At 68.4% G+C, this 25,025-nt stretch carries 24 protein-coding genes; 19 read left to right on the forward strand and 5 right to left on the reverse strand.

The features are described 5' to 3' along the window. Nucleotides 1-40: 40 nt before the first annotated feature. From glyA to AB0O44_RS09295, 10 genes are all read left to right on the forward strand, one after another. Nucleotides 41-1,342 carry a serine hydroxymethyltransferase gene (gene glyA, locus AB0O44_RS09250; protein WP_364136760.1) on the forward strand — a complete coding sequence of 434 codons (1,302 nt, stop codon included), beginning with the start codon at nt 41-43 and terminating at the stop codon, nt 1,340-1,342. A gap of 5 nt (nt 1,343-1,347) precedes the next feature. After that, the gene (locus AB0O44_RS09255; protein ID WP_364136762.1) at nt 1,348-2,253 is read left to right on the forward strand and encodes a bifunctional methylenetetrahydrofolate dehydrogenase/methenyltetrahydrofolate cyclohydrolase; all 906 of its coding nucleotides are present in this window, start codon (nt 1,348-1,350) and stop codon (nt 2,251-2,253) included. A gap of 252 nt (nt 2,254-2,505) precedes the next feature. Continuing rightward, nucleotides 2,506-3,381: an ATP-binding cassette domain-containing protein gene (locus tag AB0O44_RS09260; protein WP_290258869.1), complete on the forward strand. Its 876-nt coding sequence runs from the start codon at nt 2,506-2,508 to the stop codon at nt 3,379-3,381. Between the two features lie 10 nt (nt 3,382-3,391). Then, on the forward strand, nt 3,392-4,264 hold the full coding sequence (locus tag AB0O44_RS09265) for an ABC transporter permease (protein ID WP_364136764.1): 873 nt from the start codon (nt 3,392-3,394) through the stop codon (nt 4,262-4,264). Further along, nucleotides 4,261-5,112 (forward strand): ABC transporter permease, encoded by an 852-nt coding sequence (locus AB0O44_RS09270; RefSeq protein ID WP_364136766.1) that lies wholly within the window; start codon nt 4,261-4,263, stop codon nt 5,110-5,112. The genes AB0O44_RS09265 and AB0O44_RS09270 overlap by 4 nt, the downstream gene beginning before the upstream one ends. 110 nt (nt 5,113-5,222) lie before the next feature. Further along, entirely contained in the window at nt 5,223-5,792 is a 570-nt protein-coding gene (locus AB0O44_RS09275) for a hypothetical protein (protein WP_364136768.1), read from the forward strand. A 10-nt stretch (nt 5,793-5,802) separates the two neighbouring features. Next, nucleotides 5,803-6,636: an exodeoxyribonuclease III gene (locus tag AB0O44_RS09280; protein ID WP_364136770.1), complete on the forward strand. Its 834-nt coding sequence runs from the start codon at nt 5,803-5,805 to the stop codon at nt 6,634-6,636. 16 nt (nt 6,637-6,652) lie between these two features. Next, a complete protein-coding gene (gene trpS, locus AB0O44_RS09285) occupies nt 6,653-7,750 on the forward strand; it encodes a tryptophan--tRNA ligase (protein ID WP_364136772.1) in 1,098 nt (365 codons plus the stop codon). A gap of 4 nt (nt 7,751-7,754) precedes the next feature. Next, nucleotides 7,755-8,432 (forward strand): 2'-5' RNA ligase family protein, encoded by a 678-nt coding sequence (locus AB0O44_RS09290; protein WP_364136774.1) that lies wholly within the window; start codon nt 7,755-7,757, stop codon nt 8,430-8,432. Nucleotides 8,433-8,487: 55 nt separating this feature from the next. Beyond that, nucleotides 8,488-9,531, forward strand: coding sequence for a YihY/virulence factor BrkB family protein (locus AB0O44_RS09295; protein WP_364137291.1), 1,044 nt, complete (start codon nt 8,488-8,490; stop codon nt 9,529-9,531). Here the strand turns inward: AB0O44_RS09295 and AB0O44_RS09300 are convergent. The 5 genes from AB0O44_RS09300 to sdhC form a co-directional block, all read right to left on the reverse strand. After that, on the reverse strand, nt 9,488-10,258 hold the full coding sequence (locus AB0O44_RS09300; protein WP_364136776.1) for an alpha/beta fold hydrolase: 771 nt from the start codon (nt 10,256-10,258) through the stop codon (nt 9,488-9,490). The genes AB0O44_RS09295 and AB0O44_RS09300 overlap by 44 nt on opposite strands. A 123-nt stretch (nt 10,259-10,381) precedes the next feature. Continuing rightward, nucleotides 10,382-11,164 (reverse strand): succinate dehydrogenase iron-sulfur subunit, encoded by a 783-nt coding sequence (locus AB0O44_RS09305; RefSeq protein WP_290258846.1) that lies wholly within the window; start codon nt 11,162-11,164, stop codon nt 10,382-10,384. A 1-nt stretch (nt 11,165) separates the two neighbouring features. Beyond that, on the reverse strand, nt 11,166-12,965 hold the full coding sequence (sdhA, locus tag AB0O44_RS09310; protein ID WP_290258847.1) for a succinate dehydrogenase flavoprotein subunit: 1,800 nt from the start codon (nt 12,963-12,965) through the stop codon (nt 11,166-11,168). A 117-nt stretch (nt 12,966-13,082) separates the two neighbouring features. Further along, nucleotides 13,083-13,565 (reverse strand): succinate dehydrogenase hydrophobic membrane anchor subunit, encoded by a 483-nt coding sequence (locus AB0O44_RS09315; protein ID WP_290258848.1) that lies wholly within the window; start codon nt 13,563-13,565, stop codon nt 13,083-13,085. 2 nt (nt 13,566-13,567) lie between these two features. Further along, nucleotides 13,568-13,948, reverse strand: a complete 381-nt coding sequence (gene sdhC, locus AB0O44_RS09320; RefSeq protein WP_290258849.1) for a succinate dehydrogenase, cytochrome b556 subunit — start codon at nt 13,946-13,948, stop codon at nt 13,568-13,570. A 257-nt stretch (nt 13,949-14,205) separates the two neighbouring features. On the opposite strand from sdhC, the gene AB0O44_RS09325 reads away from it, so the two are divergent. The 9 genes from AB0O44_RS09325 to AB0O44_RS09365 all read left to right on the forward strand — a co-directional run bounded on the left by AB0O44_RS09325 (nt 14,206) and on the right by AB0O44_RS09365 (nt 25,020). After that, nucleotides 14,206-15,360, forward strand: a complete 1,155-nt coding sequence (locus AB0O44_RS09325) for a mannose-1-phosphate guanylyltransferase (RefSeq protein ID WP_364136779.1) — start codon at nt 14,206-14,208, stop codon at nt 15,358-15,360. 130 nt (nt 15,361-15,490) lie between these two features. Beyond that, a complete protein-coding gene (locus AB0O44_RS09330; RefSeq protein ID WP_364136781.1) occupies nt 15,491-16,696 on the forward strand; it encodes an amidohydrolase in 1,206 nt (401 codons plus the stop codon). A gap of 202 nt (nt 16,697-16,898) precedes the next feature. Further along, on the forward strand, nt 16,899-17,369 hold the full coding sequence (locus AB0O44_RS09335; RefSeq protein ID WP_364136783.1) for a MarR family transcriptional regulator: 471 nt from the start codon (nt 16,899-16,901) through the stop codon (nt 17,367-17,369). A 63-nt stretch (nt 17,370-17,432) separates the two neighbouring features. Further along, entirely contained in the window at nt 17,433-17,864 is a 432-nt protein-coding gene (locus AB0O44_RS09340; protein ID WP_364136785.1) for an organic hydroperoxide resistance protein, read from the forward strand. Further along, on the forward strand, nt 17,861-18,886 hold the full coding sequence (locus AB0O44_RS09345) for an NADP-dependent oxidoreductase (RefSeq protein ID WP_364136787.1): 1,026 nt from the start codon (nt 17,861-17,863) through the stop codon (nt 18,884-18,886). Before AB0O44_RS09340 ends, AB0O44_RS09345 begins: the two co-directional genes overlap by 4 nt. Before the next feature lie 323 nt (nt 18,887-19,209). Next, complete coding sequence (locus AB0O44_RS09350; RefSeq protein ID WP_290258855.1) at nt 19,210-20,322, forward strand: BMP family ABC transporter substrate-binding protein; 1,113 nt, start codon at nt 19,210-19,212, stop codon at nt 20,320-20,322. A 228-nt stretch (nt 20,323-20,550) separates the two neighbouring features. Then, entirely contained in the window at nt 20,551-22,146 is a 1,596-nt protein-coding gene (locus AB0O44_RS09355) for an ABC transporter ATP-binding protein (protein WP_364136789.1), read from the forward strand. Next, nucleotides 22,139-23,512, forward strand: coding sequence for an ABC transporter permease (locus AB0O44_RS09360; protein WP_290258857.1), 1,374 nt, complete (start codon nt 22,139-22,141; stop codon nt 23,510-23,512). Before AB0O44_RS09355 ends, AB0O44_RS09360 begins: the two co-directional genes overlap by 8 nt. Next, nucleotides 23,509-25,020, forward strand: coding sequence for an ABC transporter permease (locus AB0O44_RS09365; protein WP_364136791.1), 1,512 nt, complete (start codon nt 23,509-23,511; stop codon nt 25,018-25,020). Before AB0O44_RS09360 ends, AB0O44_RS09365 begins: the two co-directional genes overlap by 4 nt. The last annotated feature ends 5 nt before the right edge of the window (nt 25,021-25,025 follow it).

The raw sequence follows: 25,025 nt of genomic DNA on the forward strand, positions 1-25,025 counted from the left end.
GACCTCACAGCAGTGACCGTTGCCAAGCCAGGAGTTCTTCGTGACTACTTCCCTTCGCCTTTCTTCAGCAGCCGTAAGCAACCAGCCCCTCGCTGAACTCGATCCCGAGATTGCCGCCGTCCTGGACCAGGAGCTCGGCCGCCAGCGCGGCACCCTGGAAATGATCGCCTCCGAAAACTTCGCCCCCCGCGCCGTCATGGAAGCCCAGGGCTCCGTGCTGACGAACAAGTACGCCGAGGGTTACCCGGGCCGCCGCTACTACGGCGGCTGCGAATACGTCGACGTCGCCGAGCAGCTCGCGATCGACCGGGTCAAGGCCCTCTTCGGTGCCGAGTTCGCCAACGTCCAGCCGCACTCCGGCGCGCAGGCCAATGCCGCCGCCCTCTCCGCGATGATCACCCCGGGCGACAAGATCATGGGCCTGTCCCTGGCCCACGGCGGGCACCTCACCCACGGCATGAAGCTGAACTTCTCCGGCAAGCTGTACGACGTCGCGGCCTACCAGGTCGAGGAGGACACCTTCCGGGTGGACATGGACAAGCTCCGCGAGCAGGCGCTCGCCGAGAAGCCGCAGGTCATCATCGCCGGCTGGTCCGCTTACCCGCGCCACCTCGACTTCGCCGCCTTCCGCTCGATCGCCGACGAGGTCGGGGCCCTGCTCTGGACCGACATGGCGCACTTCGCCGGGCTGGTGGCCGCCGGCCTGCACCCGAGCCCGGTGCCGCACTCCGACGTCGTTACCTCCACCGTGCACAAGACCCTCGCCGGGCCGCGCTCCGGCGTGATCCTGGCCAAGCAGGAGTGGGCCAAGAAGATTAACTCCAACGTCTTCCCCGGCCAGCAGGGCGGCCCGCTGATGCACGTCATCGCGGCCAAGGCCGTGGCGTTCAAGATCGCGGCGGGCGAGGAGTTCAAGGAACGCCAGGAGCGCGTGCTTGAGGGCGCCCGGATCATCGCCGACCGGCTGAATGCGGCCGACGTCGCCGAGGCCGGCGTCTCGGTCCTCACCGGCGGCACCGACGTGCACCTGGTCCTGGTGGACCTGCGCAACTCCCAGCTGGACGGCCAGCAGGCCGAGGATCTGCTGCACTCCGTGGGCATCACCGTGAACCGCAACGCCGTTCCGTTCGATCCGCGCCCGCCGATGGTCACCTCCGGCCTGCGGATCGGCACCCCGGCCCTGGCCACCCGCGGCTTCGGCGCAGAGGAATTCACCGAGGTCGCCGACATCATCGCCACCGCCCTCAAGGCAGGCACCGGCGCCGACGTCGAGGCCCTCCAGTCCCGCGTGGACAAGCTCGCCGCCGACTTCCCGCTGTACCCGCAGCACGAGCAGTGGTGATCCGGTTGACCAACGACACGACCGAAACCCGCACCGCCCGCATCCTCGACGGCAAGGCCACCGCGGCCGCCATCAAGGCCGAACTGACCGAACGCGTCGCCGCCCTCAAGGCCCGCGGCGTCGTCCCGGGACTGGGCACCATCCTCGTCGGCTCCGACCCGGGCAGCACCTGGTACGTCGGAGGCAAGCACAAGGACTGCGCCGAGGTGGGCATCACCTCGATCCGCCGCGACCTGCCCGAGGAGACCACCCAGGAGGAACTGCTGGCCGTGGTCCGGGAACTGAACGAGAACCCGGAATGCACCGGGTACATCGTCCAGCTGCCACTGCCGAAGCACATCAACCAGGACGTCATCCTCGAGGCGATGGACCCGGACAAGGATGCCGACGGCCTGCACCCGATGAACCTTGGCCGCCTGGTGGCCAACGTGTCCGGGCCGATGACCTCCCCGCTGCCCTGCACGCCCAAGGGCTGCATTGAGTTGCTGACCCGCCACGGCATCGACCTCAAGGGCAAGCGCGTCCTGGTGGTGGGCCGCGGCGTCACCATCGGCCGGCCCGTGGGACTGCTGCTGACCCGCAAGGACGTCAACGCCACGGTCATCCTCGCGCACACCGGCACCGTGGACCTGCCCGCCGAAATCCGGCAGGCCGACGTCGTCATCGCCGCCGCCGGCCAGCCGCACATGATCAAGGCCGCGGACCTCAAGCCCGGCGCGATCGTGCTGGACGTGGGCGTCAGCCGAGTCGACGACGGCAACGGCAAGGCCGTGGTGACCGGGGACGTGGAGCCCGCCGCGGCCGGCGTCGCCGCCTGGATCTCCCCGAACCCCGGGGGAGTGGGACCGATGACCCGCGCCATGCTGCTGGCCAACGTGGTGGAGACCGCCGAACGCCAGCTCCAGGACTAACGACCGCAACTGACTCGCAGCTGAGGCCGTTTTCAGCACCCAAAACGGCCCCAGCTGCGAGTCAGTTGGGTTTCCTGGCCCGAAAAGTCCCAAGAATTTACGAAAAGACTCTTTCATGGTTTGCCCGGATGGACTAGCGTGTTTCGGGTGCCTGAACTCGCCGCAAAAGAATCGCCCGTGGAAAGCGCCGCCGAATCCGGCCCCGCCCAGTACGTCATCACCGCCGAGAACCTGACCAAGAGCTACGGCGACATGACCGCCGTGGACGGGATCAGCTTCCGCGTGCCCGCCGGCGAGGCCTTCGGCCTGCTGGGCCCCAACGGCGCCGGCAAGTCCACCACCATGCGGATGATCGGCGGCGTCTCCCAGCGCACCTCCGGCTCCCTGACGATCATGGGCCTGGACCCGGAGCAACACGGCCCCGAGGTCCGCGCGCACCTGGGCGTGGTTCCGCAGCAGGACAACCTGGACGAGGAGCTCAAGGTCCGGGACAACCTGCTGGTCTACGGCCGCTACTTCGGCCTGCCGATGAGCTACCTCAAGCCCAAGGCCGACGAACTGCTGGAGTTCGCGCAGCTGACCGACAAGGCAAAGGCGAAGGTGGACGCGCTCTCAGGCGGCATGAAGCGGCGCCTCACGATTGCCCGCTCCCTGATCAATGAGCCCAAGATCCTGCTGCTGGACGAGCCCACTACGGGCCTGGACCCGCAGGCCCGCCACATCCTCTGGGACCGGCTGTTCCGGCTCAAGGAACAGGGCGTCACCCTGATCCTCACCACCCACTACATGGACGAGGCGGAGCAGCTCTGCGACCGGCTGATCGTGGTGGACAAGGGCCGGATCATGGCCGAGGGCTCCCCGGCCAGCCTGATCCGCGAATACTCCACCCGCGAGGTGCTCGAACTGCGCTTCGGGTCCGCCCGCAACGCCACCGTCGGCGCCGAACTCGAGGGCATCGGCGAACGCGTCGAAACCCTCCCGGACCGCGTCCTGATCTACGCCAACGACGGCGAGGCCGCCCTGGAAGAGGTCTCCGCCCGCGGCCTCCGCCCCGTCACCTCGCTGGTGCGCCGCTCCTCGCTGGAGGACGTCTTCCTGCGCCTGACCGGCCGGAGCCTCGTTGACTAGGAATCCGGCCGTGACCGAGCCGGGACAAACGACGGCGGCCCGCCCGGAGCCGCGGGCCGGGACCGGGCGCGCCCACGCGCCGGAGGTCTCCGCGGCCAAGGCCCGCCGCTGGGGTGCGTTCTACTACGCCGAACAGGTCCTGCGGGTGATGAAAGGCTACGGCTGGACCATCGTCATGTACGGCGTGGGCCAGCCAGTCGCCTACCTCTTCGCCATGGGCGTGGGACTGGCCACGCTGGTGGACTCAAACTCCGCCGCGGCCTTCGGCGGCGTCAGCTACCTGACCTTCATCGCCCCGGCCCTGCTGATCTCCGCGGCCGTGATGACCGCCGCGAACGAGTTCACCTTCCCGGTGATGGACGGATTCAAGTGGCGCCGGGTCTACTACGGCCCGCACGCCTCCCCGCTGACCCCGGAACAGATCGCCGCCGGACAGATCATCGCCGTGACAGTCCGGTTCCTGCTGCAGTCAGCCATCTACTTCGGCGTGGTGACCCTGTTCGGCGCCTCACCCAGCGGCTGGGGCTGGGTCTCGATCCTCATCGCCACCTTGGCCGGCCTCGCCTTCGGACTGCCCCTGATGGCCTACGCGGCCCGGATCAAGGAGGACAAGGGCCAATTCGCCATGGTGATGCGCTTCATAGTCATGCCGCTGTTCCTGTTCTCCGGCACCTTCTTCCCGCTGGACACCCTGCCCCTGGGGGTGCGCTGGGTCGGCTGGATCTCCCCGATCTGGCACGGCACAGAGCTCGGCCGGGTGGTCACCTACGGTTACCCCGAGCCGGCCTGGCTGAGCGCCGTCCACCTGATTGTCCTGGCCGGCCTCACGGTCCTCGGCTGGGTCCTGACCCGGCGCCAGTTCGCCACAAGGATGGGTGCATGAGCACGCTTGCCACCGCCGGACACCACGACGGCGCCCCCAGCGTCACCGACGCCGCCCGCGCCCGCCGCTTCGGCCCGCTGTACTCGCGCAACGTGCGCGCCGTCGTCGCCCGCGGGCTGATGGCCACCAAGAGCAGCAACTGGATGGTGATGCTCTCGGGCTTCTTCGAGCCCGTGCTGTACCTGATCTCCATGGGCGTGGGCCTCGGCGCGATCGTCGGCACGGTGCAGGGCCCCGGCGGCCAGGAGATCTCCTACGCCGCGTACATCGCCCCGGCGCTGCTGGCGGTCTCGGCCATGAACGGCGCCGTGTACGACTCCACCTGGAACGTCTTCTTCAAGATGAACTTCGCCAAGCTCTACCAGGGCATGCTCTACACCTCGCTGGGGCCGATCGACGTCGCGATGGGGGAGATCTTCCTGGCCCTGCTCCGCGGCCTCATGTACGCCACCGGGTTCACCGCGGTGATGGGCGTGATGGGCCTGATCACCACCCCGTGGGCCATCCTGATGATTCCGGCCTCGGTGCTGATCGCGTTCGGCTTCGCCAGCTTCGGCATGGGCATCACCAGCTTCATGAAGACCTTCCAGCAGATGGACTGGATCAACTTCATCATGCTGCCCATGTTCCTCTTCAGTGCCACCTTCTACCCGCTGAGTGTTTACCCGGGACCCATCCAGTTGCTGATCCAGGCCATGCCGCTCTGGCACGGGGTGGAGCTGCTCCGCCAGATCAGCGTGGGCGCCTTCGACGCTTCCACAGCGCTACACATCGGCTACTACCTGGTGATGATCGTGCTCGGCGTCGCCCTTACCACGGGCCGGCTGCGCCGGCTGTTCCTGAAGTAGCGGCCCCGGCGGCGGCCTTCCCGTGGGCCCTGCGGCCCGGGACAACGTCGGTCCGTTCGCCGGGGGTGGAAGCGCCACGGGCGGTGCACGCCGTTTGCGATAATGGACCCATGCGATCCCTCGGCAACCCTTCCTCCACCACGTCCCCGTTCGCCGCCGCCGGCAAGAACCCGATGTTCCGCATCGGCGGCCTCGGCATGACGGTGTTCATCATCGCCTTCCTGGTGGCCGTCATCTTCGCGGCGAACCAGAACGACGTCGTGGGCTGGGTTGTCGCCGTTATCGCCTTCTTCTGGCTGGCGCTGGCCTCCTTCGTGGTCTTCAGCATCCAGAAGGCCGCCAAGCGCGCCGGGGCCAAGCTCAACGAGGCGCAGAACGCCTTCAACTCCGCCGTAGGCCGGGCGCCGTCGGCCGGCAGCGCCGACCACGGCGGCACCCGCGTCGTCGGGGAGCGCCGGGAGGCCGACGAGGTCCGCGACATGAAGCTGGACCACTCCTTCAAGATCGTCCAGGTGCAGGTCCGCGTCGTCGAGCAGGAACGGGCCAAGGGCGCCGCCTCGGACCAGGACACCATCCGCCGCGCCCTCGAGACGATCGAAATCACCGCCACCAACGCCCGGGACATGATCAAGTCCGGCGGCTCCTCCGACGAGCCGGTGAGCGGAACCATCATCGACTAGAGTGGATCGGGTGAGCTCGGCATTGGAGAAGGACCACCTTCGCATCGCAACGGTCAACGTCAACGGCCTCCGCGCCGCCTACAAAAAGGGCATGGCGGAATGGCTGGCGGCGCGCGAGGTGGACATCCTCTGCCTGCAGGAGGTCCGCGCGCCCGACGCCGTGGTCCGGGACCTGCTCGGCGACGACTGGCACATCCTGCACGCCGAAGCCGAGGCGAAGGGCCGCGCCGGCGTCGCCATCGCCTCGCGCACGGAGCCGACGGCCACCCGGGGACACATCGGCCACGATTACTTCGCGACCGCGGGCCGCTGGGTGGAGGCGGACTACATCGTCCGCGACGCCGCCGGTAACCCCGCCACGCTGACCGTGGTCAGCGCCTACGTTCACTCCGGCGAGGCCGGGACCCCGAAGCAGGACGACAAGTTCCGCTTCCTGGACCTCATGCTGGCCCGGCTGCCGGAACTGTCCAAGCACAGCGACCACGCCCTGGTGGTGGGGGACCTGAACGTGGGCCACACGGAGCTGGACATCAAGAACTGGAAGGGCAACGTCAAACGTGCCGGCTTCCTGCCCGAGGAGCGTGCCTATTTCGACCGCTTCATGGGCGAGGAGATCGGCTGGAAGGATGTTCACAGGGGCCTGGCGGGTACCGTCAACGGCCCCTACACTTGGTGGTCGCAAAGGGGACAGGCCTTCGACAACGACACGGGCTGGCGGATTGACTACCACCTCGCCACCCCTGCCCTCGCCACCGCAGCGGTGCAGGCCGTCGTTGACCGGGCGCCGTCCTGGGATACCCGCTTCTCCGACCATGCCCCGCTGGTAGTGGACTACCGGCTCTAGTTTTAAGGCTTTCCCCATGACCTCTCCCGCCACCGCGTCGCTGATCCCCGACGCCACCCCCTCCACCGATGCCGCACCGGCGGCTGCCCCCGGCACCCGCCAGCGGATCCTCTCCGGAATGCAGCCCTCCGCCGACTCGCTGCACCTGGGCAACTACCTCGGCGCCCTGGTGAACTGGGTCCGGATGCAGGACGAATACGACGCCGTCTTCTTCATCCCCGACCTGCACGCCATCACCGTGCCCCAGGACCCGGCCGAGCTGGCCCGCCGCACCCGGGTGACCGCCGCCCAGTACATCGCCGGCGGCGTCGACGTCGACAAGTGCACCCTCTTCGTCCAGTCCCAGGTACCCGAACACGCCCAGCTGGCCTGGGTGCTGAACTGCATCACCGGCTTCGGCGAGGCCTCCCGGATGACCCAGTTCAAGGACAAGGCGCTCAAGCAGGGCTCGGACCAGGCCAGCGTGGGCCTGTTCACCTACCCGATCCTGCAGGCCGCGGACATCCTGCTGTACAAGCCGCACGGCGTCCCCGTCGGTGAGGACCAGCGCCAGCACGTCGAGCTCAGCCGCGACCTTGCCCAGCGCTTCAACTCCCGCTTCGGCGAGACCTTCACCGTGCCGCAGCCCTTCATCCAGAAGGGGACCGCGAAGATCTACGACCTGCAGAATCCGACGGCGAAGATGTCCAAGTCGGCCGAGTCCCCGGCCGGCCTGATCAACCTGCTGGATGAGCCGAAGCTGATCGCCAAGCGGATCAAGTCCGCCGTGACCGACACCGGCACCGAGATCCGCTTCGACCGGGAGAACAAGCCGGGCGTCTCCAACCTGCTGACCATCTACTCGGCCATCACCGGGCAGTCCATCGAGCAGCTCACCGCGGCCTACGAGGGCAAGATGTACGGCCACCTGAAGGTCGACCTGGCGGAGGTGGTGACGGCACACCTGAGCCCGATCCGCGACCGCGCCAACGAACTCCTGGCCGACCCGGCCGAGCTGGACCGCCTCCTGGCGGTCGGCGCGGACAAGGCCCGGGAAGCCGCGGCGGCCACCCTCAAGGACGTGTACGCCAAGGTGGGCTTCCTGCCGTACGCCGGGGCACGGGGAGACATCTAGGGCAATGTCCTTCGCCAGCAACGTCACCGCGAGCGAAACCGGCACGTCCACGGGAATGTCCCGGGACACCGGCGGCACCGCCCCCTCGGCGGCCGCGCCCGCGGGTCAGGACACGCAAGCTCCGGAGGACGGCATCAGCATCGGCGTGATCCTGGGCTTCCCGCCCAGGATCGCCGAGGAGCTGCGGCGCTGGCGGGCCTCCTTCGGGGACCCGCTGGCCGCCACGGTGCCCGCACACATCACCTTGGTCACCACCACCACCACCCGGGACTGGGAGGCCACCCGGCGGCACGTCCGCGAAGTCGCCGGCCGGCAGGAGCCCTTCACCGTCACCATCGCCGGCACCGGATCCTTCCGGCCCGTCTCCCCGGTGGTGTTCCTGAAGGTGGAGGAGGGGTTCGGCGAGTGCGTGGACCTGCACCGGCAGCTGCAGCGCGGCCCGCTGGAGCGCGAGCTGCCCTTCGCCTACCACCCGCACGTCACCGTGGCCCACGACGTCGCCCCCGAAAGCCTCGACGAGGCCGAAACGGCGCTGAAGGATTACAGGGCCAGCTTCCCGGTGGCTAGCATGGGTCTTTACGAGCACGATGACAACGGCATCTGGCAGCTACGGGAAGAACTGGACTTTGGCAGCGAACGTGACCACCACCGAGGCGAAGACGCCACAGAAGGCCCCCGCTAGCCCACCCGCACCCACGGACCTGCCCGGACTGCGACTGGAGGTCATCCACAAGCGGATGGACTGGGTCAAGGCCCGCCGCTCCGGTGGCAACGTCCTGGCGGGCATGCCGCTGCTGTTCGCGAAGATCAACACCTTCCGGCCGCAACGGGCCTTCATGCACTACAACCTCCAGCGCGGCCCGCTCCTGAGCGCGGGCATCGGCTTCCGGATGTTTTTCTCCATCACCGGCCTGCTGGCCACCGGATTCTCCCTCGCCGGGCTGATCCTCAACGGCCAGCCCGCCCTGCTGGAACAGGTCATCCGCAGCGTCGCCGGCGCCGCCCCCGGCCTGCTTAAGGTCAACGGCGGCCCGGGACTGGTGGACCCGCACCAGCTGCTCAACCCGTCCAACCTCGGCTGGACCGCCCTGATTGCCGCCGCCGTCACGGTGTTCACCGCGCTCGGCTGGATCAGCGGGGTCCGCGACGGCGTCCGCGGCATGATGCAGCTGGGCCCGCGGCCCATCCTGCCCGTGCTGCAGATCCTGCGCGACGCCGGGACCCTGCTGCTTCTCGGTGCCGCCCTGGTGGTCAGCGCGGGCGCGTCCCTGGTGTTCGGCACGGCCGCCGACTGGGTTGCCGGCCTGCTGCACCTGGACCCGCTGCTGGCCGGTCCGCTGACCACGTCGGTGACCATCGTGGTGCCCCTGCTGCTGGCATGGGGGACCGCCCTGATCATGTTCCGGGTGGCGGCCGGGGTGCGCCTGTCGCGGCGGGCGCTGCTGGAGGGCACCATCATGGCCGCCGCAGGCACCACGGTGCTGCAGTTCTTCAGCACCCAACTGCTGGCCAGCTCGGGCCGCAACCCGATCCTGGCCCCGTTCGCCATCATCATCGGGCTGCTGGTCTGGTTCAACCTGGTCAGCCAGGTCTACCTCGTCTCCGCCTCCTGGTCCGCCGTGCGCGAATCAGACCGGTCCGCCGGCCCGGTGGACAAGACCCTCGGCTGGGGCGCCCGCCAGGTCCAGCCCGGCCGGACCCCCTCCGAGCCGCGCGTGCGCCCGCGGCGGGCGCCGGCTAGTTTCCGGCGTCGAGGTACTGATCGGCCCACGCCGAAATAATCTTCGCCGCCCGGGCCGCCTGCCCCTTTCCGGTGAGCAGGTGGTCCGAGCCCTCCAGCGAGACGAAGTTCCGCGGGTGCCGGGCGGTCTGGAAGATACTGCTGGCGTTCTCTATGCCCACCGTGGTGTCCGTGGGGGAGTGCAGTACCATCAGCGGCTTGTGCAGCCGGCGGATGCAGTCGGTGAGGTCCGCGTTCTCCAGGTCCTCCACGAAGTGCCGACGGATCTCCATCCGCTTGCCGCCCAGGTCCACCTCGGCGCTGCCCTCGCTGAGGATGCGGTCCAAAGCCGCGTCGAAGACGTGGGCCACGTGCTTGGGCGAGAAGGGCGCGCCCACCGTGGCCACCGCGTCCAGCTCCGGGATGCTGTGGGCCGCCGCCAGCACGGCGGCACCGCCGAAGGAGTGGCCCACCAGCAGCGACACCGGCCGCCCGGAGCCGCGCATGAACTCCGCCGCCCGGACCGTGTCCGCCACCTTGTGGCTGAAGGACCCGGCCGACCATTCGCCCGCCGAGCCGCCCAGGCCCAGGTTGTCGAAGCGCAGCATGCCCACCCCGTTGTCCGCCAGCGCCTTGCACATCCGGGAGGCGGCCGGGCTGTCCTTGCCCAGGGTGAAGCCGTGCGAGAACACGCCCCAGCCCTTCACCGGGCCCTCGGGCAGGTCGATGACCCCGGAGAGCAGTTCGCCGGTGGAACCTTCGAAGGTGACTTTTTCTGAGCGGGACACGGGGGCCTTTCGAGGGATGTAGCGGGGGAGGGGCGTGGGAGGGTAACACGACGACGGCGCCCCCACCCAAGGGTGGAAGGCGCCGTCGTCGTGGTGCTGTGCCCGTGGAGGGCTTAGCGGTACTTAGACCTTGCGGGACAGAATGGCCTGCTTGACCTCAGCGATGGCCTGCGTGACCTGGATGCCGCGCGGGCATGCCTCGGTGCAGTTGAAGGTGGTGCGGCAGCGCCACACGCCTTCCTTGTCGTTGAGGATCTCCAGGCGCATGTCGCCGGCATCGTCGCGGGAGTCGAAGATGAAGCGGTGCGCGTTGACGATCGCGGCCGGGCCGAAGTACTGGCCGTCGGTCCAGAACACCGGGCAGGACGAGGTGCACGCGGCGCACAGGATGCACTTGGTGGTGTCGTCGAACCGCTCGCGGTCCTCGGCGGACTGCAGGCGTTCCTTGGTGGGCTCGTGGCCGCGGTTGATCAGGAACGGCATGACCTCGCGGAAGGACTGGAAGAACGGCTCCATGTCCACGATCAGGTCCTTTTCGACCGGCAGGCCCTTGATCGGCTCGACCGTGATGGGCTTGGTGGTGTCCAGGTCCTTGAGCAGGGTCTTGCAGGCCAGGCGGTTGCGGCCGTTGATGCGCATGGCATCGGAACCGCAGACGCCGTGCGCGCAGGACCGGCGGAAGGAGACGCTGCCGTCCTGCTCCCACTTGATCTTGTGCAGGGCATCCAGCACGCGGTCGGTGCCGTACATGGTGACCTGGAAGTCGTCCCAGGTGGCCTCCTCGGAGACCTCGGGGTTGTAGCGGCGCACGCGCAGCGTCACGTCGAAGGACGGGATTTCCCCGCCGCCGCCGACGCCGGCGGGCAGTTCGATCTTGGAGGCTGGCTCAGCGAGTTCAGCGGTCATCTTAGTACTTCCTCACCATCGGCTCGTAGCGCGTGAAGACCACCGGTTTGGTAGCCAGCCGGATGCCGGCGATCGCCTCGGCGGAACCGTCCGCCGGAGCGTGCTCATCCTTGTACGCCATGGAGTGCTTCATGAATTTTTCGTCGTCGCGCTCGGGGAAGTCCTCGCGGAAGTGTCCGCCGCGGGATTCTTCGCGGTGCAGGGCCGCCACGGTCATGACCTTGGCAAGCTCCAGCAGGAAGCCCAGCTCGACGGCCTCGAGCAGGTCAAGGTTGAAGCGCTTGCCCTTGTCCTGGACGTTGATCCGCTGGTAGCGCTCCTCGAAGGACGCGATGTCCGCCAGGACCTGGTTCAGCGTATCGGCGGTGCGGAACACCTGCATGTTGGCGTCCATGGTGTCCTGCAGTTCCTTGCGGATCTGGGCCACCTTTTCGGTGCCGTTGGCGGTGCGGACGTGCTCCAGCAGGTTCAGCGTGTAGGCCTCCGGATCCGCGGGCAGTTCCACGAAATCGGCGGTCTTGGCGTACTCGGCGGCGGCGACGCCGGCGCGCTTGCCGAAAACGTTGATATCCAGCAGCGAGTTGGTGCCCAGGCGGTTGGAGCCGTGGACGGAAACGCAGGCGACCTCACCGGCGGCGTAGAGGCCCGGGACGATCGTGTCGTTGTCCTGCAGGACCTCGGCGCTGATGTTCGTGGGGATGCCGCCCATGGCGTAGTGCGCGGTCGGGAAGACCGGGACCGGCTCGGTGTACGGCTCCACGCCCAGGTAGGTGCGGGCGAACTCTGTGATGTCCGGGAGCTTGGCGTCGATGTGCGCCGGCTCCAGGTGCGTCAGGTCCAGGAGGACGTAGTCCTTGTTCGGGCCGCAGCCGCGGCCCTCGCGGACCTCGTTGGCCATGGAACGGGCCACGATGTCACGGGGCGCCAGGTCCTTGATGGTGGGGGCGTAGCGCTCCATGAAGCGCTCACCCTCGGAGTTGCGCAGGATCGCTCCCTCGCCTCGTGCCGCCTCGGAGAGCAGGATGCCCAGGCCGGCCAGGCCTGTCGGGTGGAACTGGAAGAACTCCATGTCCTCCAGAGGGATACCGCGGCGGAACGCGATGCCCATGCCGTCACCGGTAAGCGTGTGGGCGTTGGAGGTGGTCTTGAAGACCTTGCCGGCGCCGCCGGAGGCGAACACGACCGACTTGGCCTGGAAGACGTGCAGTTCGCCGGAGGCCAGGTCGTAGGACACGACGCCCGCAACGCGCTTCTGCTTGTACGGGGTGCCGTCCTCGCGGACCGCGTCTTCCTCAACCGTCAGCAGGTCCAGCACGTAGTACTCGTTGTAGAACTCAACGTTGTGCTTGACGCAGTTTTGGTACAGGGTCTGGAGGATCATGTGCCCGGTGCGGTCGGCGGCGTAGCAGGCGCGGCGGACCGGGGCCTTGCCGTGGTCGCGGGTGTGGCCACCGAAGCGGCGCTGGTCGATCCGGCCCTCGGGCGTGCGGTTGAACGGCAGGCCCATCTTCTCGAGGTCCAGGACGGCGTCAATCGCTTCCTTCGCCATGACCTCGGCGGCGTCCTGGTCAACCAGGTAGTCGCCACCCTTGATGGTGTCGAAGGTGTGCCATTCCCAGTTGTCTTCCTCGACGTTGGCCAGGGCGGCGCACATGCCGCCCTGTGCCGCGCCGGTGTGGGAGCGCGTGGGATAAAGCTTGGTCAGTACCGCTGTTCGGGCGCGCTGACCGGATTCGATCGCTGCGCGCATGCCCGCGCCACCGGCGCCGACGATGACGACGTCGTACTTATGGACCTGCATACCAGATGCTCTTTCTCTCAAAATTCGCTGTGAACACCGCCGGCGAGACCAGGACGGTGGGGCCCGCTGTTCCTGCCCGCCGGGCAGGCAGGACTCAGCGGCCGGGGACCGGGGCGGCTACGGGGCGGGGCAGAACCCGCCGGGCAGCTGCACGCCGTCGACCACGGGGCAGGGGTTGAAGGTGAAGATCACCAGGGTGCCGAGGATGACGATTGCCGCGGCGGCCGCGTACAGCACGATCTTCAGCCACAGGCGCGTGGCGTCCCTCTCGGCGTAGTCATTGATGATGGTGCGGACGCCGTTGCTGCCGTGCAGCATGGCCAGCCACAGCATCGCCAGGTCCCAGACCTGCCAGAACGGGTCGGCCCACTTGCCGGCGACGAAGCCGAAGTCGACCGCGTGGATGCCTCCGCCGACCATCAGGTTCACAAACAGGTGACCGAAGATGAGGACCACCAGCACGACGCCGGAGAGCCGCATGAACAGCCATGCCAGCATCTCGAAGTTGCCCTTCGAGGAACCGTTGCGGTTGTACTTCGGGGCGACGCGGCCCGCGCCGACCTTGCCGGAGCGCGGGGTCTGGATCTGCGTTGCACTCATGGCTAGTGACCTCCGAGGGCGAGGGACAGGTGGCGGATGGAGAAGCCAACCATGACGATGACCCAGAGGGCCAGAACCGTCCACAGCATCTGGCGCTGGTACTTGGCGCCCTTCTTCCAGAAGTCGACGGCGATGATCCGGAGGCCGTTGAAGGCGTGGAAGACGATCGCCGCGACGAGGCCCGTTTCACCCAGGGCCATGAGGGGGTTCTTGTAAGAGCCGATCACGGCGTTGTATGCCTCCGGGGACACACGCACCAACGACGTGTCCAGCACGTGGACCAACAAGAAGAAAAAGATCACTACACCGGTAACGCGGTGTCCAACCCAGGACCACATGCCTTCACGGCCGCGGTACAAGGTGCCAGCTGGTTTTGTCGGCACTGAATAAACCTCCCTGCAACACAGCGGCGCTGGCATGGGATCCACGCGGGGGGAACGCCTGCTGCGAGAGCACTCGTAAGCTCAAGCCTAAATCTAGGCTTCGCTGTCAGCTTATTCAATTCAGGGCGGCGGTACGGCGGGGAGCTTCCGCGGTTTTTGCCCGGTTTTGAGACGAACGCCACATTCGCTGGCGTTAAGGGCCGATTTGAGGACCTTGATCCGGGGCTGTGGAGCGGGTGTCGGTTAGAGTGGCCGTGATGACTACTGATAATGTGACCGGCCTCGAGCCGCATGATGCCGCCGCGGATTCGCCCCTGGACCGTTTCATCGCGGTGATCCCGGCCGGGGGTGTCGGCACGCGCCTCTGGCCGCTGTCCCGCGCCGCGGCCCCGAAGTTCCTGCACGATCTCACCGGGTCCGGCAGCACGTTGTTGCGCGCCACCTACGACCGCCTGGAGCCGTTGGCCGGCAGTCGGATGCTGGTCGTCACCGGCAACGCCCACCGCGAGGCCGTCTGCCGCCAGCTGCCGGAGATCCACGACGCCGACCTGGTGCTGGAGAGCGAGCCGAAGGACTCCGGCGCCGCGATCGGCCTGGCCGCCGCCATCCTCTACGAACGCGATCCGGACACCATCATGGGCTCCTTCGCCGCGGATCAGGTCATCAGCCCCGACGAGCTGTTCCAGGAGGCCGTCCGCGAGGCCATCTACACGGCCGCCTACGGCAAGATTGTCACGATCGGCATCAAGCCGACGCACCCCTCCACCGGGTTCGGCTACATCCGCGCCGGTGAGCAGCTCAGCGTCCCGAACGCACCCAGCGCCCACACGGTGGTTGAGTTCGTCGAGAAGCCCAGCGAAGACGTCGCCCAGCAGTATGTGGACAGCGGGGAATACGTCTGGAACGCCGGCATGTTCGTCGCCCCCGTGTCCCTGATGCTCAAGCACCTCGAGGCCAACCAGCCGGAGCTGTTCGCCGGCCTGCAGGAGATCGCCAAGGCGTGGGACACCCCGCTGCGTGACGAGGTCACCGCCCGGGTCTGGCCCACGCTGCCCAAGATCGCCATCGACTACGCCGTGGCGGAGCCCGCCGCCGAGGCCGGGGACGTCGCCGTCGTGCCCGGCACCTTCCGTTGGGACGACGTCGGGGACTTCGCCTCCGTGGGCCGGCTCAACAGTGCCAAGGAGGTCGACGAGGTCACCGTGATCGGCGCCGGCGCCCGGGTCTTCACCGAAAACGCCAGCGGCGTCGTGGTCACCGACACCAAGCGCGTCATCGCCCTGATCGGCATCAAGGACGTCGTGATCGTGGACACCCCCGACGCCCTGCTGGTCACCACCAAGGCCCACTCGCAGCGGGTCAAGGCCGCCGTCGACGCCCTCAAGGCCAGCGGCGACACGGACGTCCTCTAGCCTGGCCACGCTTAAACGCCGCTGACCTGCGCTTTCACCGCCGCCCGGGACCCGATGGGTACCCGGGCGGCGGTGCGTAATGCGCCGTCCGGGATGCCGCTATTTTTTGGACTGTGGCTACAGTGATTGAGTGCGCAATTACACTACCGAGGCCGAGCCCACCACCCGCGTGGAACCCTGGCTGGAGCCCCTCCTGCCGGAATTGATCGACTTCCGCCGTGACCTGCACGCGCACCCCGAGCTGTCCTTCAAGGAATTCCGCACCACGGACAAGCTCGCCAGCCGGCTGGAGGCCGCCGGACTGAAGCCGCGCCGCCTGGAAGGCACCGGCCTGACCGTGGACGTGGGGGAGGGACCCATCGCCACCGCGCTGCGCGGCGACATCGACGCGCTGCCGATCATCGAGGAAACCGGGCTGGAGTTCGCCTCCAAGAACCACGGGGTCACGCACGCCTGCGGCCACGACGTGCACACCACCACCATGCTCGGCATCGCCCTGGTGCTGCAGCGCATGCACGAAGCCTCCCCGCTGGGCGGGACGGTCCGGATCATCTTCCAGCCGGCCGAGGAAACCATGCCCGGCGGCGCCCACGCCTGCATCGAACAGGGCGTCCTCGAGGGCGTTCCCCGGATCCTGGCGCTGCACTGTGACCCGCGGATCGAGGTGGGCAAGATCGGCACACGCATCGGCGCCATCACCTCCGCCTCCGACACCATCAAGATCGAACTCTCCGGCCGCGGCGGCCACACCTCCCGCCCGCACCTGACCGAGGAGCTGGTCTTCGCCCTCGCCCAGATCGCCATCAACGTCCCCGCCGTCCTGTCCCGCCGGGTGGACGTGCGCAGCGGAGTCTCCGTGGTGTGGGGCCACATCTCCGCCGGCGCCGCCCCGAACGCCATCCCGGCCAGCGGCTACATGGCCGGCACCATGCGCTGCCTGGACCGGGACGCCTGGCACAGCGCCGGCCGGATCCTCGACGAGGTGGTCCAGCAGATCGCCGCACCCTATGGCGTCGACGTCCACCTCGAGCACACCCGCGGCGTCCCGCCGGTGGTCAACTCCGAGCACGAGACGGCCCTGATCGAGGCCTCCGCCCGCGCCGAGATCGGCGAGAGCTCCGTGGTGCTCACCCCGCAGTCCATGGGCGGGGAGGACTTCGCCTGGTTCCTGGCCGACCTGCCCGGCGCCATGATGCGGCTGGGCACCAAGACCCCCGGCGGCGAGGAGTACGACCTGCACCGCGGCGACTACATCCTGGACGAGCGCGCCCTGGGCCTGGGCATCCGGGTCCTTACCGCCGCCGCCCTGCGCACCCTCCGCGACCTCGGGCAGTAGTAGCGACTCAACCTCACCGTCTGGCTTCCCTGCAGGAATTCCCCACCTTCGCCTGCCCGGCGCCGCGACGCGCCGTCGGGTCCCGCGGACACGCCGGATGACGACGGCGAACGTGGGGGATTTCCGCACGCCACCACGGCCGGTGCGTTAGGTTGTGCACAACTGAGTTGCGTACAACTGAAAATGTCCGTAGGGTGGAACCATGCCCGCTTCCGCAGAGACCCCCGACGCCGTGACCCGGCCCGAGGCGCCCCGCCTCGACAGGCAATTGTGCTTCGCCATGTACTCGGCCTCCCGCGCCGCGACGGCGGCCTACCGGCCGATGTTGGAGGAGCTGGGCCTGACCTACCCGCAGTACCTGGCCATGATGGTGCTCTGGGAGGACCAGCCACGCAGCGTCCGCGACCTCGGCGAGGAGCTCGGCCTGGACTCGGGCACGCTGTCCCCGTTGCTGAAGCGGCTCGAGGCGCTGGGCTTTGTGGAACGGCGCCGGTCCGCCGAGGATGAGCGGCGCGTCGAGGTTTTCCTGACCGACGCCGGTGCAGCCCTGGGCGCCCGCGCCGCCGGTATTCCGCAGCGCCTGGCCGACGCCGCCGGACTCTCCGCCGCGGAGCTGGACCAGCTCCGCGAGACCCTGACCCGGCTGGCCGCCGCCCTGCACGCCGGCCACTGACGGCGACCGGGCCGCCCGGCGGCCACACCACTGACTTTCCCCACCCCGACAGATTGGATCCCCATGAAAACCCTCTACACCGCGGAGGCCCTCGCCTCCGGTGAAGGACGCGACGGCAACGCCCAGACCAATGACGGCAAGCTCAACGTCACGCTCGCCAGCCCGGTGGAGCTCGGCGGCAGCGGCGAGGGCACCAACCCGGAGCAGCTCTTCGCCGCCGGGTACGCCGCCTGCTTCCACTCGGCCCTGCGCCTGGTGGGCCGCCAGCAGAAGGCGGACCTGACCGATTCCGCCGTCGCCGCGAAGGTCCACCTCGGCGCCCTGGACGGCGGCGCCGGCTACGGCATCGCCGCCGAACTCGAGATCGCGCTGCCCGCCGTCGACCGCGAGACCGCCGAGGCGCTCGTGGCCAAGGCCCACGAGGTCTGCCCCTACTCCAATGCCACCCGTGGCAACATCACCGTAGACATCACCATCATGGAGGTCGCCGCATGAGCACCGAGAACACCACCCTTCCCACCAGCACCCGCGAGATCCAGCTGGCCTCCCGCCCGCACGGCCGCCCCGTGCCGGAGAACTTCCGCCTGGCCGAGTCGGCCCTGCCGGAGCTGCAGGACGGCCAGGTGCTGGTCCGCAACCTCTTCATCTCCGTCGACCCGTACATGCGCGGCCGGATGAACGACGTGAAGTCCTACTCCGCGCCGTTCGCCCTGGACGCGGCCATGGAGGGCGGCGCCGTGGGCGAGGTCATCGCCTCCCGCTCCGAGGACCGCAAGGTCGGCGACACCGTGGTGCACAGCCTCGGCTGGCGTGAATACGCCGTCCTGGATGCCGCCGCCACCTCGCCGGCCCGCACGGACCTGGCCCCGGCGTCGGCCTTCCTCGGCGCCCTCGGCATGACCGGCCTGACCGCCTACGCCGGCCTGCTGAAGGTTGCCGACTTCAAGCCCGGCGACGCCGTCTTCGTCTCCGGCGCCGCCGGCGCGGTCGGCTCCCTGGTGGGCCAGATCGCCAAGGCCATGGGCGCCTCCCGGGTCATCGGCAGCGCCGGCACCCCGGAGAAGGTCGCCCGCCTGCTCGAGCTTGGCTTCGACGCCGCGTTCAACTACCACGACGGCCCGGTCCGCGACCTGCTCAAGGACGCCGCGGGGGAGAAGGGCATCGACGTCTACTTCGACAATGTCGGCGGCGAGCACCTCGAAGCCGCGCTCTCGGTGATGAACGTCGGCGGCCGCGTCGCCATGTGCGGCGCCATCGCGCAGTACAACTCCACCGAGCCGACCCCGGCCCCGCGGAACCTGATGCTGGCCATCGGCAAGCAGCTGACCCTCAAGGGCTTCCTGGTGGGCGGCTACTGGCAGTACATGGGCGAGTTCGTCGAGAAGGTCTCCGGCTGGATTGCCGACGGCACCATCCGCTACGACGAGACGATCGTGGACGGCCTGGAGAACGCCCCGCAGGCCTTCATGGACCTGCTCGACGGCGCCAACACCGGCAAGATGCTCGTCCGCCTCTAAGCAGGCCTCTAAGTAAACAGCCGACCCGCGCACCGCGTGCGGCTACGAAAGGGCCCCGGACCATAGTCCGGGGCCCTTTCGCACGCCCGGGGGCAGGGCCGGGTGAAGGGTAGGGGAGCGCGTTGGTAACAACTTCTCAACAATCTGGGAAACCGCTGTGAACTGTGTTACTCGACGTGTTGCAGGCCACTAAAGTAGCTGGCATCAGTGCGCCTCGGCGCAGCGCTGCGAACGCCTCAGTGACAACAGTGTTTCGGGAGCAACACCGTAAGCGGACAGTCATTGAACACCCGTCGCATCGCCTACCCCTTCCTGGAGGAACTTTGAAGAACTCACTGCGCGCAACTCTCAAGCGCGGTTCCATGGCCGGCGTCGCCACCGCGGGCGCGGCCGCCCTGCTGCTGACCGGCTGCGGCGCCGCCCCGTCCTCGTCCAACGCCTCAGGCTCGGCCACCAAGTCCGACTACACCGCCTGCATGGTGTCCGACTCCGGCGGGTTCGATGACAAGTCGTTCAACCAGTCCGGCTACGAGGGCCTGCAGAACGCCGCCAAGGACCTCGGCATCAACGAGAAGCACGTCCAGTCCAAGGCTGACACGGACTACGACCCGAACCTCCGCTCCATGGTCCAGCAGGGCTGCAAGCTCACCGTGACCGTCGGCTTCCTCCTCGGCGACGCCACCAAGTCCATCGCGACGGCCAACCCGAACAACCACTTCGCGATCATCGACTACAACGACCCGACCTTCCCGAAGAACGTCAAGCCGATCGTCTACGACACGGCCCAGGCCGCGTTCCTGGCCGGCTACCTGGCCGCCGGAACCTCCAAGACCGGAAAGGTCGCCACCTTCGGCGGCATCAACATCCCCACCGTCACCATCTTCATGGACGGCTTCGCCGACGGCGTGAAGTACTACAACCAGAAGAAGAGCAAGAACGTCCAGCTCCTCGGCTGGGACAAGGACAAGCAGGACGGCACCTTCGTCGGCGACTTCAAGCAGGTCGACAAGGGCAAGGTCCTGACCCAGGGCTTCCTGGACCAGGGCGCGGACATCGTCCTGCCCGTCGCCGGCCCGGTCGGCGGCGGCGCCGGCAGCGCCATCCTGGACGCCAAGTCCAAGGGCAAGGACGCCAAGCTCATCTGGGTCGACTCCGACGGCTACCTGACCGCCGCCGAGTACAAGTCCGTGATCCTGTCCTCCGTGCAGAAGACCATGTCCACCGCCGTCGAATCCGTCATCAAGGACGACAAGGACGGCAAGTTCGACGCCGCCCCGTACATCGGCACCCTGGAGAACGGCGGCGTGGCCCTGGCCCCGTTCCACGACCTGGATTCCGCTGTTCCGGCCGACCTCAAGAGCGAGCTGGACCAGCTGAAGAAGGACATCATCTCCGGCACCGTCAAGGTCGAGTCGAAGTCCAGCCCGACCAAGTAAGCACCACACCGCGGGGCGCGCTGCCCTTCCGCCGTCACCCGGCCGAAGGGCAGCGCGTTCTGTTTTGCCGGGGCCTCCCGGCACCCCGCCGGGCCGCCTCTGGGGAAGCCCGCCCGGCCACCACCCTGCCCAGCAACCACCCGTGACACTAGGCTGGGATCACCCGCTGCGCTGCCGCCGACCACGGCGCCGGAGCAGTCCATTTACACAGACAGATTGGTTGGGGTTTTGAAACTCGAACTGAAGGGGATCACGAAGCGCTTCGGATCCCTGGTAGCCAATGACCACATTGACCTGGTCGTCGAACCCGGGCAGGTGCACTGCCTGCTGGGAGAAAACGGCGCCGGCAAGTCCACCCTGATGAACGTCCTCTACGGTCTCTACGACCCGACCGAGGGCGAGATCCTGGTGGACGACAAGCCCGTGGTCTTCAAGGATCCGGGCGAGGCGATGGCCGCCGGCATCGGCATGGTCCACCAGCACTTCATGCTCATCCCGGTCTTCACCGTGGCCGAGAACGTGGCCCTCGGCAACGAGACCACCAAGGCCGCGGGGCTGCTGAACCTGGACGCCACGCGCGAGAAGATCCGGCAGATCTCGGACCAGTACGGCTTCGACGTCGACCCCGACGCGATGGTCGAGGACCTGCCCGTCGGCGTCCAGCAGCGCGTCGAGATCATCAAGGCCCTGGTCCGCGACGCCGAGGTCCTGATCCTGGACGAGCCCACCGCCGTGCTCACCCCGCAGGAAACCGACGAACTCCTGGACATCATCCGGCAGCTGAAGCGGGACGGGAAGTCGATCGTCTTCATCTCGCACAAGCTCCGCGAGGTCAAGGCCATCTCGGACACCATCACTGTCATCCGCCGCGGCAAGGTCGTCGGCCAGGCCGACCCCTCCGCCTCACCCACCGAGCTGGCCTCCGCCATGGTGGGACGTGCCGTCAGCCTGAACCTGGACAAGGCCCCCGCGAAGACCGGCGACGTGACCTTTACGGTCCGGAACCTCACAGTGACCGACCACAACGGCCAACACGTCGTCGATGGGCTGTCCTTCGACATCGCCAAGGGCGAGGTCCTGGCCATCGCCGGCGTGCAGGGCAACGGCCAGACCGAACTGACCGAGGCGATCCTCGGCGTCCAGCCGCACGTCACCGGCTCCATCACGCTCGATGGCGAGGAACTGCTGGGCAAGAGCGTCAAGCACGTCCTCGGCGCCGGCGTCGGCTTCGTCCCCGAGGACCGCACCCTCGACGGCCTGGTCGGCACCTTCACCATTGCCGAGAACATGATCCTGGACCTCTACGACAAGGCCCCGTTCGCCCGCGGCGTCGGGATGAAGCCCTCCGTGATCGCCGAGAACGCGGCCAAAAAGGTCGAGGAATTCGACGTCCGCACCCCCTCGGTCGCCGCCGCCGTCGGCACCCTCTCGGGCGGTAACCAGCAGAAGGTGGTGCTGGCCCGCGAGCTCTCCCGCCCGCTGCGGCTCTTCATCGCCTCCCAGCCCACCCGCGGCCTGGACGTCGGCTCGATCGAATTCGTGCACAAGCGCGTCATCGCCGAACGCGACCACGGCACCCCGGTCATGATCGTCTCCACCGAACTCGACGAGGTCATGCAGCTGGCGGACCGGATCGCCGTGCTCTACCGCGGCAAGCTGGTCGGCATCGTGCCCGCCACCACCTCCCGCGACGTGCTGGGCCTGATGATGGCCGGCGTCCCGGCCACCGAAGCCGAAGCCAGCGCCTCCGCCCAAGCCCCCAGCGGCACGACGACGACGGCGCTCCCGGAGCCTGCCGGCCACGAAGGAGAAACCCATGTCTGAGAAGACAACCCCTGAGCCCCAGGCGCCCGGCGGCACCACCCCCGAACCGCAAACGCCCGGCGGCACCACGAAGGAGGCCGTCGCCTCCGACGTCGCCCTCGACACCGCCGGCGGCCAGATGCCTCCCTCGGCTGTGCCCGCCGCCACCCAGCTGCACGGCGGTGACCGCGAGGGCTCGGTCATGCACAAGATTTTCACCGGCAACGCCATGGTCTCCGTGCTCTCGGTCCTGCTGGCGATCGTGCTCGGCGGCATCCTGATGGCCGTGACCAACCCGAAGGTCGCCGCCGCGGCCGGGTACTTCTTCGCCCAGCCCGGCGACCTGCTCACCGAGGTCATCCGGCCCTACACCGCACTCGTGCAGGGATCGATCTTCAACTGGGCCGGGGCCGACCTGTCCGCCCAGCTGTACCCGATCACGGAGACCTTCACGGTCGCCACCCCGCTGATCTGCGCCGGCCTCGGCGTCGCCCTCGCCTTCCGCGCCGGCCTGTTCAACATCGGCGCCCAGGGCCAGATCATCTTCGGTGCCCTGTTCGGCGCCTACGCCGGCTTCGCCTGGCACCTGCCCATCGGGCTGCACCTGCTCGTCGTCATCGTCGCCGGCCTGGTCGGCGGCGCGGTCTGGGGCGGCGTCGTCGGCCTGCTGAAGGCCCGTACCGGCGCCCACGAGGTGATCGTCACGATCATGCTCAACTACATCGCCAACTTCCTGCTGCTGTTCCTGCTGACCACCCCGGCGTTCCAGCGCAAGGGCTCCACCAACCCGATCTCGCCGTTCCTGGACCCCAGCGCCCTGTTCCCGGAGCTGCTCGGACCGCAGTTCCGCCTGCACGCCGGGTTCCTGGCCGCGATCCTGGCCACCGTGTTCGTCTGGTGGCTGCTGAACCGCTCCACCATCGGCTTCGAGTTCCGGGCCGTCGGCGCCAACCCGAGCGCCGCACGCACCGCCGGCATCAACGTCGCCCGCAGCACCATCCTGGTGATGGCGATCGCCGGCGCCCTGGCCGGCCTCGCCGGCATCGCCCAGGTCTCCGGCACGGAGAAGTACCTCTCCGGCGGCGTCGCCGCCTCGATCGGCTTCGACGCCATCACCGTCGCCCTGCTGGGCCGTTCGACGCCGTGGGGAACGTTCTTCGCCGGCCTGCTGTTCGGTGCCTTCCGCGCCGGCGGCGTGGCCATGCAGGCCCAGACCCAGACCCCGATCGACATCGTCCTGGTCATCCAGTCCCTGATCGTGCTGTTCATCGCGGCACCCCCGCTGGTGCGGGCGATCTTCGGACTGAACCCCCGTAAGAAAAAGACCACCACGAGTGGGACCGCCGGCACGCACGCCGGCGGCGTGAAGAGCGGAGCGGCAGCATGAGCGCCACCACACACTCCCCGGCCAGCACGCCGGGCACCGGGAAGGGCGGCGCCACCGCCCCCGGCGGCAAGGCCGGGAACCCGGCCGCGTCCGAGCTGGTGAGCTGGAAGGCCGGCGTCGGCCTGGGCCTGCTGGCCGTCCTCGGCACCGTCCTGTTCGGCTTCCTGGCCAACACCAAGTCCGCGGGCTTCCGGATCGCCGAGGCCCGCGACCCGAACGCCTCCTCCGCCGCGGCCTGGATCACCCTGGCGGTCGCCCTCGCCGCCGCGGCCTACGTCGGCTACCGCTGGATCAGCCAGCGGCGCGACGGCGGACCCGTGGACCGCTGGATCCCCGCTACCACCATCGCCGCCGTCGTCGTCCTGGGCCTGGCCGCCCTCGGCGTCGCGCAGGTGGAAAAGGTCACCGTGCCCTCGATGGTGTTCGGCTGGATCTGCTCGGTGCTGCTGTTGGCCCTGGCCGGCTACACCATCTGGCTGACCCTGCAGCGCCGCCGCACTCCCGGCTGGGTGGGCGGGCTGTTCGCCGTCGTCTTCCTGGTCGGCTTCATGATCTGGATCGTCGCCGGCGGCCGCGACCCGGAACCCTCCATTTCCCTCGGCGGCCTGATGGCCGGCGCCGTTACGCTGGCCGTGCCGCTGGTCTTCGGTTCCCTCTCCGGCGTGCTCTGCGAGCGGGCCGGCGTGGTCAACATCGCTATCGAGGGCCAGCTGCTGCTGGGCGCCTTCTCCGCCGCCGTCGTCGCCACCATCACCGGCAACGTCTACGTGGGCCTGGTATCCGCCGCGATCGCCGGTGCGCTGGTCTCCCTGGTCCTGGCCGTGGTCAGCATCAAGTACCTGGTCAACCAGATCATCGTGGGCGTCGTGCTCAACGTCCTGATCAGCGGACTCACCAGCTTCCTGTTCTCAACCCTGCTCACCGCGGACCCGGAGCACCTGAACAAGCCGGGCAGGCTGCAACCGGTGGACATCCCGTTCCTGGCCGACATTCCGATCATCGGACCCATCCTGTTCCGCCAGTCCCTGGTGGGTTACCTGATGTACATCGCCGTGATCGTGGTCTACGTCGGGCTGTTCCACACCAAGTGGGGCCTGCGCGTGCGCGCCGTCGGCGAACACCCGCAGGCGGCCGACACGGTGGGCATCAACGTCAACCGCACCCGGTTCATCAACGTCCTGATGGGCGGGGCGATCGCCGGGATCGGCGGTTCCTTCTTCACCCTCGTGTCCGTGGACGCGTTCAGCAAGGATATGTCCGGTGGCCGCGGTTACATCGCCCTCGCCGCCATGATCTTCGGCCGCTGGAACCCCATCGGGGCCTTCCTGGCCGCGCTGCTGTTCGGCTTCGCCGACAACCTGCAGAGCATCATCACCATCATCGGCTCGCCGGTGCCCAGCCAGTTCATGGCGATGCTGCCCTACGCCCTGACCGTGATCGCCGTCGCCGGGCTGGTGGGACGGTCCAGGCCGCCCGCGGCCGGCGGCATACCGTACGTGAAGGGGTGACCGGC

This window comes from Arthrobacter sp. NPDC080082 (assembly GCF_040686595.1).
In the GTDB taxonomy this organism is placed as follows: domain Bacteria; phylum Actinomycetota; class Actinomycetes; order Actinomycetales; family Micrococcaceae; genus Arthrobacter.

Bases quoted from the DNA above. Each gene is read 5' to 3' on its own strand.
- AB0O44_RS09260 (WP_290258869.1), top strand. From the start codon at position 2,506: ATGACCGCCGTGGACGGGATCAGCTTCCGCGTGCCCGCCGGCGAGGCC.
- AB0O44_RS09270 (WP_364136766.1), top strand. From the start codon at position 4,261: ATGAGCACGCTTGCCACCGCCGGACACCACGACGGCGCCCCCAGCGTC.
- AB0O44_RS09275 (WP_364136768.1), top strand. From the start codon at position 5,223: ATGCGATCCCTCGGCAACCCTTCCTCCACCACGTCCCCGTTCGCCGCC.
- trpS (WP_364136772.1), top strand. From the start codon at position 6,653: ATGACCTCTCCCGCCACCGCGTCGCTGATCCCCGACGCCACCCCCTCC.
- AB0O44_RS09290 (WP_364136774.1), top strand. From the start codon at position 7,755: ATGTCCTTCGCCAGCAACGTCACCGCGAGCGAAACCGGCACGTCCACG.
- AB0O44_RS09295 (WP_364137291.1), top strand. From the start codon at position 8,488: ATGGACTGGGTCAAGGCCCGCCGCTCCGGTGGCAACGTCCTGGCGGGC.
- AB0O44_RS09305 (WP_290258846.1), bottom strand. From the start codon at position 11,164: ATGACCGCTGAACTCGCTGAGCCAGCCTCCAAGATCGAACTGCCCGCC.
- sdhA (WP_290258847.1), bottom strand. From the start codon at position 12,965: ATGCAGGTCCATAAGTACGACGTCGTCATCGTCGGCGCCGGTGGCGCG.
- AB0O44_RS09315 (WP_290258848.1), bottom strand. From the start codon at position 13,565: ATGAGTGCAACGCAGATCCAGACCCCGCGCTCCGGCAAGGTCGGCGCG.
- AB0O44_RS09325 (WP_364136779.1), top strand. From the start codon at position 14,206: ATGACTACTGATAATGTGACCGGCCTCGAGCCGCATGATGCCGCCGCG.
- AB0O44_RS09335 (WP_364136783.1), top strand. From the start codon at position 16,899: ATGCCCGCTTCCGCAGAGACCCCCGACGCCGTGACCCGGCCCGAGGCG.
- AB0O44_RS09340 (WP_364136785.1), top strand. From the start codon at position 17,433: ATGAAAACCCTCTACACCGCGGAGGCCCTCGCCTCCGGTGAAGGACGC.
- AB0O44_RS09345 (WP_364136787.1), top strand. From the start codon at position 17,861: ATGAGCACCGAGAACACCACCCTTCCCACCAGCACCCGCGAGATCCAG.
- AB0O44_RS09360 (WP_290258857.1), top strand. From the start codon at position 22,139: ATGTCTGAGAAGACAACCCCTGAGCCCCAGGCGCCCGGCGGCACCACC.
- AB0O44_RS09365 (WP_364136791.1), top strand. From the start codon at position 23,509: ATGAGCGCCACCACACACTCCCCGGCCAGCACGCCGGGCACCGGGAAG.